At 70.8% G+C, this 11,783-nt stretch carries 7 protein-coding genes; 2 read left to right on the forward strand and 5 right to left on the reverse strand.

The features are described from left to right. Positions 1–49: 49 nt before the first annotated feature. Both ACIPAE_RS36730 and ACIPAE_RS36735 read left to right on the forward strand, forming a co-directional pair. Entirely contained in the window at positions 50–1,435 is a 1,386-nt protein-coding gene (locus ACIPAE_RS36730) for a cytochrome P450 (protein ID WP_366412758.1), read from the forward strand. Continuing rightward, the gene (locus ACIPAE_RS36735; protein WP_402451344.1) at positions 1,428–2,261 is read left to right on the forward strand and encodes a methyltransferase domain-containing protein; all 834 of its coding nucleotides are present in this window, start codon (positions 1,428–1,430) and stop codon (positions 2,259–2,261) included. Before ACIPAE_RS36730 ends, ACIPAE_RS36735 begins: the two co-directional genes overlap by 8 nt. Before the next feature lie 304 nt (positions 2,262–2,565). Here the strand turns inward: ACIPAE_RS36735 and ACIPAE_RS36740 are convergent, their stop codons facing one another. The 5 genes from ACIPAE_RS36740 to ACIPAE_RS36760 all read right to left on the reverse strand — a co-directional run. Then, a complete protein-coding gene (locus ACIPAE_RS36740) occupies positions 2,566–5,382 on the reverse strand; it encodes an AAA family ATPase (protein ID WP_402451346.1) in 2,817 nt (938 codons plus the stop codon). Positions 5,383–5,876: 494 nt separating this feature from the next. Continuing rightward, complete coding sequence (locus ACIPAE_RS36745; RefSeq protein ID WP_402451348.1) at positions 5,877–7,745, reverse strand: MinD/ParA family protein; 1,869 nt, start codon at positions 7,743–7,745, stop codon at positions 5,877–5,879. Positions 7,746–8,749: 1,004 nt separating this feature from the next. Beyond that, positions 8,750–10,258 carry a DEAD/DEAH box helicase gene (locus ACIPAE_RS36750; RefSeq protein WP_402451351.1) on the reverse strand — a complete coding sequence of 503 codons (1,509 nt, stop codon included), beginning with the start codon at positions 10,256–10,258 and terminating at the stop codon, positions 8,750–8,752. Positions 10,259–10,599: 341 nt separating this feature from the next. Continuing rightward, positions 10,600–10,803 carry a cold-shock protein gene (locus tag ACIPAE_RS36755; RefSeq protein ID WP_366412347.1) on the reverse strand — a complete coding sequence of 68 codons (204 nt, stop codon included), beginning with the start codon at positions 10,801–10,803 and terminating at the stop codon, positions 10,600–10,602. Positions 10,804–11,522: 719 nt separating this feature from the next. After that, positions 11,523–11,783, reverse strand: a 261-nt coding sequence (locus tag ACIPAE_RS36760; protein ID WP_402451353.1) for a MerR family transcriptional regulator, incomplete at its 5' end; no start/stop codon positions are given.

An 11,783-nucleotide genomic window follows, 5' to 3' on the forward strand; every position in this document is an offset into this window, starting at 1 on the left:
CGTGCCGGGCGCGTGATCCCCGACCTGCCCGTTCCGAAGGAGATTTGTCATGCCCCGCCCCTCCACGTCCGGCGTCATCCCGGCAGCCGGCTCCGACGATCGTCCCCCAGGACCGGCAGAGGACCTGGAGCTGGCCGGCATCCGCGCGGACCCGCTCGCCTTTCTGCAGGACCTGGTCAGCGAGTACGGCGACCTGTGCAGCCATCGCACCCGCGGCCAGAACGTGTGGTTCGCCAACTCGCCCGAACTCGTCCAGCACATTCTCAAGGACAACTACACCAACTACACCAAGGCCGGCACGCCGGACGACTTCATGCTGACCCCCCTGCTCGGAAAGGGGCTGCTCACCAGCAACGGCGCGCAGTGGGAACGCCAGCGGCGGCTGTCCGCGCCGTCCTTCCGCCGCGTGGCGGTCGAGTCGTTCGACGGCCTGATGGTCGAGGCGGCCGTCGATCTGGCCACCGCCTGGGGCGAGGCGGCCGACCGGGGCGAGGCCGTTCGCGTGGACCACGACTTCACGGCGCTGACGCTGCGGGTGGTGGCCTCCGCGCTGCTCGGCTCCGAACTGACCGCGGCCGGGCGCGGGTTCGGGCAGGCCGTCGACGACATCAACCGGTTCATCGGCCACTTCGACGGGACCCCGCCCCAGGACGCGGACTTCCGGGCCCGGCTCCGGGCGTACACGGGCGCGAAGGGCTTCCTGGACCGGGTGGTCGGCACCATGATCGGTGCCCGGCGGCTGACCGGCCCCGACGAGCACCCCGGGGACCTGCTGGACGCGATGCTGGGCGCCCGGGACGAGCACGCCAACGCCTTCTCCGACCAGGAGCTGCACGACCAGGTCCTGACCATGGTGATGGCCGGTCACGAGACGACCGCCAAGGCCCTCAGCTGGACGCTCCACCTCCTCGACCGGCACCCCGAGCACGCGGCGCGGGTCCGGGAGGAGATCGACCGGGTGGTGGGTACGCGGCTGCCGACCGCCGCGGACCTGTCCGGACTGGTCTACACCAGGCAGTGCCTCGACGAGGCCATCCGTCTGTTCCCGCCGGTGTGGCTGATCTCCCGGCTCGCGGTGGAGGAGGACACGCTCGGCGGGCTCCGTATCCCCGCCGGCACGCTGGTGTGCGTCAGCCCCTGGACGCTGCACCGGCATCCGGACCACTGGGAGGCGCCGGAGGAGTACCGGCCGGAGCGGTTCGAGGCCGAGCAGCAGCATGCCCGCGCGGGCCACTCGTACCTGCCGTTCGGCGGGGGTCCCCGGGTCTGCATCGGGCAGGCGTTCGCCACGACCGAGGCGATGCTCGTGCTGACGGTCGTCCTGCAACGGCTCCGGCTGACCCAGGCGCCCGGCACCACGGTGGTGCCCGAAGCGCTGGTGACCCTGCGGCCGCGTGACGGCCTGCTGATGCAGGTGGAGCGGCGCCATGGATGACGCGGCACAGCAGGTGGGACCGGCCGCTCGCAGCTACCGCCCCGAAGAGGAACTGGGCGGCTTCGAGCAGGAGGTCACGCGGCTGGACCACCAGGCCGCGCTGACCTGGGCCCACGAGTGGCGCATCCTGCGGCCCCTGGCGCCTTCCGGCGGTGGGGCGGTGCTGGACGCGGGCTGCGGAAACGGCGCGGTGACCGCCGAGTTGAGTGCCGCGCTGCCGGGGACCCGGGTCGTCGGCCTGGACGCGCACCCCGGACTCCTGGAGCGGGCGGGTGCCCGCGGGGCGGGCGGACCGGAACCGGAGCTGTTCCTGGGCGACGTCGGCGACACCCCGTTCGCGGACGAGACGTTCGACCTGGTGCTCTCCCGGTACGTCTTCCAGCACCTGCCGGAGCCGATCGGCGTCGCACGGGAACTGCGCCGAGTGCTGCGGCCCGGCGGGCACCTTGCCGTGATCGACGTCGATGCCGGACTGTGGGGGACGGCGGAGCCCGATCTGTCCGGCTTCTCGGAAGAGGCGTACCGCGCCCTCGGCGCCGCGCAGTCCGCGGACGGCGGGGACCGGCTGATCGCCAGGCGACTGCCCCGCATCCTCAGGGACGCCGGGTTCACGGACGTGACCGTGCAGCCGTTCGCCTACACCAGCGACGAAGTGGGGCTGGACGCCCTGGCGCCGCAGCTCTCCCCCGAGCGGCTGCTGCCGCTGGTCGAGCGGGGCGCGCTCAGCCTGACCGCGTATCTGCGGGCGATGACCGCCTGGCAGAACTTCGTGGCACGGGACGGCTTCGTCCTGCTGCTGGGGTTCGCCGTGGTGGGACGGCGGTAGACCCGAGAAGGCCGCCGGGCGGCGTCAAGGGGCGCGCAATCTCCCACGATCCAGGGGTCCTTGCGCCCGCCGGCGGTCGGGAAGGGCCCGGCCGGCGGCAGGCGCGAGCCGGTCGGGAGGGCCCCGGCCGGCGGCAGGCGCGAGCCGGTCGGGAGGGCCCCGGCCGGCGGCAGGCGCGAGCCGGTCGGGAGGGCCCGGCCGGCGGCAGGCGCGAGCCGGTCGGGAGGGCCCGGCCGGCGGCGGGCGCGAGCCGGTCGGGCCTACACCGGAAGATGCGGCCGGCCATGCCACGGACCGCGTTCCGTCAGGACTTGACGCGCTTGTTCCCGCTCCCGGCGCAGTTGACGCCGAGGGCGTCGGCCAGGGCGGTCCGTCCCGGTATGGACAACTTGCCGTAGACGCGGGTGAGATGGACCTCGACGGTGCGCGGGGTGATGTGCAGCAGGTCGGCGATGCTCCTGTTGGTCCGCCCCCGGGCGGCGTGCATGGCGACGCGGTGCTCGGTCGGCGTGAGGGCCGGCACTCCGGACGCCGGGGTGCGCCGAAGCCGTCCCCCCGCGGCGAGCAGCGATTTGCGCGCCTCGGTGGTGAGCGAACGCGCCCCCGACTCCTCGGCGAGCAGCATCCCCCGGTGCAGCGCCCGCCTGGCCTGTGCGAGAGAGCCGTTGCGCCCGTGCGCCTGGCCCGCCGCGACGAGCGAGAGCGCCAACTGGAGCCGGGCGTCGGTCTGTTCGAGCAGGGCCACCGACTCGGCGAACGCGCGCTCCGCCGCCGCCCCCGAACTCACCTCCCCCAGCGAGCGCAACGACCGGCCCACCACCGCGAGATCGCCCCAGCGGCGGGCCAGTTCGACCTCCGCCTCCGCGAGCTCGCGAGCCTCCTTGTCGTTGCCGAGCTGTTTCCACGCCCGCGCGGCGAGGCTGCGCCAGTCGCTCAAGGCGGGGTTGACGATCCCCAGCGCCTCCAGCCGGTGCCCGCACTCCATCAGGTCGGCGAGTGCGCCCCGCAGGTCACCCAGGTGCAGGCGGAACATCCCCCGCACGCCCAGGGTGCTCGCGGGCAGGTCGTGGAGTCCTTGCAGGAGGTCGACGGCCCCCTCGTAGTGGCCGATCGCCCCGCGCGCCCTGGCGACCTCGGTCACCGCGACCGCACGGCAGCTCTTCACCTCGTGATGTTCGGTGGTGAGCGCCAGCGCCTGCTCCGCCTCGGCGAGCGCCACCGGAAGGTCGCCCATCCGCACCGCGATCTTGGCGCGCTGGCAAAGGGCGATCACCCGCGGGAAGAGCGCGTCCGTGGCCAGCGCTCCGGTCAGCATGTGATCGGCCCAGCGCTGCGCTTCCCGCAGATGGCCTGCCCACGTCAGTATCGTGATACATCGCAGCAGCAGCACCATCGAAGCGCTTCCGGACGGCCGCTCGCCCGCCAGCGCCCGGTGCACCAGCTCCAACGGGACATCGCAGGGCTCGGATCTGCACGCGAGATCGCCGGCGATGGAGGCGAGTAACTCCCGCTCGCCGGGGGTGACTCCGAGGTTGATGCTCAGGGTGGGACCGCCGAGCGCCTCCAGGGCCGCCGCCCGGCCCTCGGCAGGGACCGTGTGGGTCAGGGACTGCACGCTCAGGCGCAGTTCGGAGTCGCCGAGCTCGGCGAACGCCTTGTGGTCGACGTGGGCGAGCACGGTCCGGGACGGACGCAGAGCCGACTCGGCGCTGCCCGGCCGCAGGACTCGCGCGTGGGCACGTTCCACGATCGCCCCCGCCTGGAGCGCGGGATCGGAGAACAGCCGGACGGCCTCGTCGAGATGGCGGTCGGCGGCCGCGGGCGCGAAGAGCGCCTCAGCGCGGCCCAGCAGCCAGAGCACCTCCGCGCGCTCCTCGTCCGGAATCCTGTCCCGGAGGACCCGCCGCGCGTACTTGGCACACGTCTTGGGGTCGCCGGTCTTCAGGGCGTCGTCCGCGGCTTCCTTCAGCACGCTGCACGCCCACGCGTCGTCGGACATGTCGGCCTGGAGCAGGTGCTCGGCGACCTGCGCCAGCGGGGCCCCCAGATCGTTCAGCCGCCGGGCGGTCCGCATGTGCAGGGAGCGCCGCGCATCGGCGGACATGTCACGGTGGATCAGGCTCCGCAGCTCCGCACTGCTGAAGCGGTACCGGCCGGAGACGCCCGTCTCGCGAAAGATCCCCACCGGGGTGAGCTCCGCTATGAGTCCGCTGATCGCGTCCCCGTAGAGGTTGAGCATGTCCGCGATCACCGCGCAGTCGCCTTCTTCACCGAGCACCGTCGCGACCTCGGCGACCTCCCGGAGGTGGACGGGCTGGCGCAGCAGCCGGTCGGCGGCGGCCTCGGCCTCTATTCGTGCACCACAGCGCCGTATCTGCTCGACCTGCGACGCCCGAGGGGGCACGAAGTCGGCGGTCAGGGACGCCAGCAGCTTGTCCAGGCGGGAGGGGCGCCCGCGGGACGTCTCGGCGCAGACCTGCACGAACTCGTCGTCGCACCCCTGCCCGGAGTAGGCGGCCTCCACCACTTCGCGTACGCTGTGCGACGAGAGCGGGCTGAGGGTGAGGGTGAAACACTGGTCCCGCTTGGATATGTCGTCGGTCAGCTTGCGGTCGACCGCGGTCTCGTCGGTCCGGTAGGCCAGGACCAGCAGGACCGGCAGATTGTTCAAGTGCCGTACCAGATAGGCGAACCAGCGCAGTGAGGTCTCGTCCATCCACTGGATGTGATCGACGACGACGACCAGGGGCTGCCGGCGCGCGCCTCGCGCGAAGACCTCCCGCAGGGCTTCGAAGAGCCGATGGTCGAACGGGCCGGCGCCTTCGAGCACGCCGTGCAGGAACTCCTCGTCCTCGGTGGCCCGGTCCCTGTTGGCGACCTCGAGTGCGGCGGCCACGAGCTGGCGGACAACCCCGAGTTGGCTGTGTGCGTCCGAAGGGGAACAGGACGTGCTCAGCACCACGCTGCCCAAGCGCCGTACCCGTTCGGCCACTTCGGCGAGGAAGGTGGAACATCGCATGCCCGAGACGGACCGGACCAGAACGGTGTTGCCCTTGCCTGCCCTGGCACTGCGCGCACGGGTCAGAAGGTCGGAGAGTTCCGACACACGTTCAGGCTGCACGGAGCCTCCTCACCTCAACCCCTGTTGCTCCGCATGCGATGCGGGGACCGGCCGCGATGTTCTTCACTCCGGCAGTACAGCGGGCCGCGACGGGGAACTCGCGCCATGTCGCCTTCATACGGAGGGTGTTGCCGGTCCACAGGAGAGAGTCGTCGTCAGCGAATGCGAGGTCGCGAACATGGTGCAGGGTCTCGATCTTCCAGTGGTCACGGACGAGTTCGTCGAGCTGAAGCGGGTGGCCTGCACGGCTGTCAGGCCGGCCTCTCACCATAGGTTGTCTTCGTGACGGTCCGGCCACCCCATCGTCATGCACTCCACAACTTCGCAAAATCTCCTTGATTTGATCACGAGATGATCGTTTCTGGCGATGGCGGCGGGGAGCGCCGGCTCCGCCCGCCGCCGGCCCAAAGGGTGGACGATCTCCCAACACGTGAAAGGCCGCCCCCGTGCGGACGGCACGGGGACGGCCTTTCACCGGCTTCGGCGGCGGGTGGCTACTGCTGAGGTGGCGGGTAGCCGTAGCCCTGTTGCGGGTTGGGCGGTGGATACTGGCCGGGTTGACCGGGTTGACCGGATTGGCCTGGCTGCTGGCCCTGGTAGCCGGGCTGCCCCGGCATCGACGGCGCCTGTACGGGCGGCGGATTGCTGCCGTCCTGCGTCCACAGGCCCTGTGCCTGCTGGGCCCGCACGAAGTCCTCGGCGACCATGGCGGAGAGGTTGAAGTACGCCTCTCGGGTCTTGGGCCGCATCATGTCGAGGTCGACCTCGGCGCCGGCGGCGAGGTGTTCGTCGAAGGGGACGACCTGGACTCCGCGGCAGCGGGTCTGGAAGTGCGCCACGATGTCGTCGACCTTGATCATCTTGCCGGTCTCGCGGACGCCGGAGATGACGGTGATGCTGCGGGCGACGAGTTCGGCGTATCCGTGGGCGGACAGCCAGTCGAGGGTGGTGCTGGCGCTGGAGGCGCCGTCGACGGACGGTGTCGAGACGATGATCAGCTGGTCGGCCAGGTCCAACACCCCGCGCATGGCGCTGTAGAGCAGGCCGGTGCCGGAGTCGGTGAGGATCACCGGGTACTGGCGGCCCAGCACGTCGATGGCGCGACGGTAGTCCTCGTCGTTGAAGGCCGTGGAGACCGCCGGGTCCACGTCGTTGGCGATGATCTCCAGACCGGAGGGCGCCTGCGAGGTGAAGCGGCGGATGTCCATGTAACTGTTGATGTAGGGGATCGTCTGCACCAGGTCGCGGATGGTCGCGCCGGTCTCCCGGCGCACCCGGCGGCCCAGCGTGCCCGCGTCCGGGTTGGCGTCGATCGCCAGGATCTTGTCCTGCCGCTCACTGGCGAGGGTGGAGCCGAGCGCGGTGGTGGTCGTGGTCTTGCCGACCCCGCCCTTCAAGCTGATGACCGCGATCCGATAACACGCCAGCACCGGCGTACGGATCAGCTCCAGCTTCCGCTTCCGCTCCGCCTCCTCCTTCTTGCCGCCGAGCTTGAACCGGGACGGCTGCGCGTTGGCACCGGGCTTCTTCGGCCTCGGCTGGTTGCGCAGCAGCCGCTCCGAACTCAGCTCGACGGCCGCGGTGTAGCCGAGAGGCGCGCCGCCCTGCGTGGTGCGCTGGCGCTGGTCGGGCGTCACCGTCGGCCAGCCGCCGGCCCGCGGGTCGACGGGAGGGCCGAATCCCTGCGGCACTCCGGGTTGCTCGGTCCGTGGGTCGCCGGGCGTGACACCCGGCTGCGGGGTACCCGTCGGTGGTTCCGGCGGGCCGGAAGTCGCGGGTGCCGCCGGCACGGCGGGGGTCGCGGGCGTGGGCGCAGCGGGTGCCGCGGGCGCAGCAGGTGCAGCGGGTATCGCGGTCACGGGCGCGGGCGCCACGGGAGCCGCGGGAGCCGCGGGCGGGCCGGACGCCACGGGAGCCGCGGGCAGGCCGGGCGCCGCGGGCTGGTCCGACTGCGGGAACCCGTATCCACTCCGCGCGGGCAGCCGCTGCGGCGCTCCCGCGGTCCCGGGCTGCGGCTGCTGGTTCTGCGGTAAACCGGCACCGCCCTGGAGGACGGGCCGACGCAGAATCTGCGTGCGCGGCTCTTCCTCTTCTTCCTCTTCCTGCGACTGCTGCTCCTGCGGTGCGGCCGCCGGCACCGACGCCGCCGCCCCGGCCGTCCCGGACGTCCCGGCCGCGGCTGCCGGCCCGGGCACCGCGTCCTCGGGCTCCGCGCTGTCCGGCTCGGCGGCGTCCGGCGCGCTCACCATGTACCAGGTGGGCAGCCGCGATCTGATCGTCAACTCACTGGTGCGGTCGGACTCTGACAGGTCGTCGCCAGGACCGGCCCCGCCCGCGCGGTTGTAGTCCCGATCGCTGCTCACGCTGCCTCCTGGTCTGCTGTCCTCAACCGCTCCGCACCCTTCCAAACAGTCCGTCGCCGCCCCCTGCCCCGTTCAGGGAAAGCCTAGGCAACCGATCGTGAACCTCACAGGCCCGCGCATCGCCGTTTGTGTTATAGCGGACGATCATGTGGGAGGGAAGCGCCCTACGGCAGCTGCGAAGTCTTGATCGTTGGGGTGTCTACGCAGGTCGGGTGAGTTGCTGGGGGGATGCGGACGGCGACCGTGATCATGAACGTATCTGACGACGGTCAAGAACAGGGGGCCGTGCAGCCCACGATAGCCGGGTAGAGGTGGACGAGGGCCTTCGGGGCGTTGAACTCCGCGGTCTCCGGGCGCTTTCCGCGACGCGGCCCGCGACCACGATGTACTGGTGGACCCCACTCCGTCCACAATCCGGACCTCGTCACCATGGTCTTTCGCGTGACACCACCAAACGGGGTGTGGTGTTCGACCTGAAGGTACGGCGACCGGCAGACGATCTGGATGTCGAGGTGCAGGGGTTCTGCTGTCGCCGTGCAGCGTCGGATCACAGTGGGCGTGGAGGCGACGCTGGACAGCGGCATGCTCCGCCGGCCCCGGATGCCCCCGTTCCCGGCTTCCCACGACCACGAACACCGGCCTTCCGCGCCCAACCGGCCGCCGTGTGACGGCTCACCCCGACTGCTCGGGCCGCACCCGCGACACTGCCGTCCTCCCGATCCAGCGCCTCGAAGAACCTCGCCGCCAAGCCCTCAAAATCCGCGATCCCCGCAACTCCCTGAGTCCAGGATGTTGCGGGGATCGCCAGGACCCGCCTCAGCGGTGGCGGGGGCTTCCCGCGGTTGCCGGGGGTGTCGCGTCGCTGGACCTGGTCCGGGTACGCGGAGTTGTCCCAGATGGCGGGTGACCGGCCAGGTCTGGGTGACGGCGCGGTGCACATGCCGTCATGGCAGGAAATGTGCCTCGTCGAAGAGACGCGGCGGCTTCCTCAGCACGGAGAGATTTCAGGCTGCCGCGTCGAAGGAGGACTTCCGGGCGGTCGCACGTCGGGCGGCCGCAGCGGGGCGGCGCCGACCGCGGGAGGCCGGGCCGCGCCTGCCACGCTCAGCCGCCGGCGCGGTGATCGTCACGGGAACACCCGAGGGGGCCTGGGCGCCGGTGATCCGGCTCAGGTCCTCCCCGCCGGGGCACACCTGCGTGGTCTGAGGGGCGATGCCGGCGGCTGCCATGAGGCGGGCCATGGCGCGGCGCTGGTTGGGGGTGATCAGCGTGACGACGCTGCCGGACTCGCCGGCCCGCGCGGTGCGGCCGCCGCGGTGGAGGTAGTCCTTGTGGTCGGTGGGCGGGTCGACGTTGACGACGAGGTCGAGGTTGTCGATGTGGATGCCGCGCGCCGCGACGTTCGTCGCGACGAGCACGGTGACGTGCCCGGTTTTGAATTGGGCCAGGGTCCGGGTGCGCTGCGGCTGCGACTTCCCGCCGTGCAGGGCTGCGGCCCTCACCCCGCTGTTCAGCAGATCCCGCGTCAGCCGGTCGACGGCGTGCTTCGTGTCCAGGAACATGAGCACCCGGCCCTCGCGCGCCGCGATCTCGGTCGTCGTCCGGTGCTTGTCCGCGCCGTGGACGTGCAGGACGTGGTGTTCCATCGTCGTGACCGCGCCGGCTGACGGGTCGACGGAGTGGACGACCGGGTCGGTGAGGTAGCGGCGGACCAGGAGGTCGACATTGCGGTCCAGCGTGGCGGAGAACAGCATCCGCTGGCCCTCGGGACGGACCTGGTCCAGGAGTGCGGTGACCTGGGGCATGAAGCCCATGTCAGCCATCTGGTCGGCCTCGTCCAGCACGGTGATCGCGACCTGGTCCAGTCGGCAGTCCCCACGGTCGATGAGGTCCTTGAGGCGGCCCGGCGTCGCGACGACGACTTCCGCGCCACCGCGCAGTGCACTGGCCTGCCGGCCGATGGGCATTCCACCGACGACGGTGGCCAGACGCAGCCTCACCGAGCGGGCGTAGGGGCTGAGAGCGTCCGTCACCTGCTGTGCCAGTTCGCGTGTCGGCACGAGGATCAAGGCCAGTGGCTGGCGGGGCTCGGCGCGCTGCCCGGCGGTACGGCCCAGCAGGGCCAGGCCGAAGGCGAGGGTCTTGCCGGAGCCGGTGCGCCCCCGCCCGAGAACGTCACGGCCCGCGAGGGTGTTCGGCAAGGTCGCACCCTGGATCGGGAAGGGGACGCTCATGCCGTGCACGGTGAGCGCGGCCAACAACGGTGCGGGCATGTCGAGTTCGGCAAAGGTGTCGACGGCAGGCAGCGCCGGAGTGGTCGTCCTCGGCAGGGCGAACTCGCCTGAAGCCGCTGCGGGCCGCCGGCCCTGGCCGCCCGGGCGACTCGGCCTCGCGGATCGGCTCGAAACGGGTGCGCCGAAGCGGCTGCCCCGGCCCGAACCTTCGCCGGAGCCGTAAGCGGACCTGGCGGTACGGCTACGCGAGGCGCGGTAATTCGTACGTGTGGAGTTCAATGGAAACCTTCCTTGATACGGGCCAGGCCACGTATCAAGGAATTCTCGCAGCGGAAGAGAGCGGCGGGGAATCTCAGGAACGGGCCGAACAAAATACGAGAGGAGAGCCGGTGCTGAATCCGACTACGGGTGCAGGCGATTCAACGGGGTCACATCACGGGACGTGAAACAAGACGTCGCCGCATGCGGATTCAAGGTTTTGCGTTCCTCGAAAGACATCCGCGGACACCTGCCCACACCAGCGAATGAAAACCCCGGGAGATGGAGGAATGACGGGGGAAGCCCCGCTGGGGCCCGCGGCCCCTTGGGATGTGGGCCCCGGCTACGACGTACGCGTCGGCTCAGACGGGAACGATGTTCTCGGCCAGCGGGCCCTTCGGGCTCGACGCGATGTCGAAGGTGACCTTCTGCCCTTCGAGCAGCTCGCGGAGGCCGTAGGCGGCGATGTTCGAGAAGTGGGCGAAGACATCGGCTCCGCCATCGTCCTGTTCGATGAAGCCGAACCCCTTGGCCGCGTTGAACCACTTCACAGTGCCAGACGCCACGTCATTATCTCCTCTGGGGCAGTACACCGGTGTCCGCGATCCACGGACACCGGGTCGCCGCGATGATGCCCCACCCGGAAGATGACCGGAAATACAAAATGCTTCGCGCGGCCGAAGAAACCGACCGGGCGTTGAAGCTTCGGGAACCACAACTGCAACTGAGATCGACAGTAGCACACGGAAATGGCGTGCACCCGGATCGTGACAGCACTCTGTTCACACCCGTAGAACACTCCTCGCGCGGCACGTCAAACCCTCATCCAGCGGTTATAGATATTGATCCATCCGAAGCGTCGCCTTTCATAAGTTGCCGGCGAACACCTCCACGATGTCCGGCGGACGGAGAGGATCGCTCCGGGGCCTGCCGCACAGCAGAACGTCCACCCCGAAAACGTGGGGAGAGGAGAACCGCCTCCCCACGGCCGGTCTTCTCCGCTGCGGCCGTTGGGCCGGTGGCCCTCCCGGTCATGTGGCTGCGCGGAGGATGACGGTGTCATGCGAGGCGAAGGCGGCGATGGTGGACGGTGGCCGTCCTAGCGGTGGCCAGCCGGCCGGTGGTGCCCACGGGCGAATCGAGCGCGGTCGTGTGGAGGGCGCCGGGCGTGGCTCCGGGGGTGGTGGAACTCCTGCCCGCGCGCCGGCAGTTGGGCATCTTCACCATGGCCACGTATGACGAATTCGGTGGAAGGGTGCAGCCTTGAGCTTCCGCGGAATGCGGGTCACTTGCCGGTCGGCTCCTGGGACGCGGCCTGGCGGTACGCCTCGTTGAGGCGTTGGGCTTCTTCAAGTTGGTCTTCGAGGATGATGATCCGGCAGGCCGCCTCGATGGGGGTGCCCTGGTCGACGAGTTCCCGTGCGCGGGCGGCGATGCGCAGCTGGTAGCGGGAGTAGCGTCGGTGGCCGCCCTCGGAGCGGAGCGGGGTGATCAGGCGGGCTTCGCCGATGGCGCGCAAGAAGCCGGGAGTGGTGCCGAGGAGTTC

The sequence above is a fragment of the Streptomyces sp. NPDC087270 genome (genome assembly GCF_044744625.1).
Lineage (GTDB): Bacteria > Actinomycetota > Actinomycetes > Streptomycetales > Streptomycetaceae > Actinacidiphila.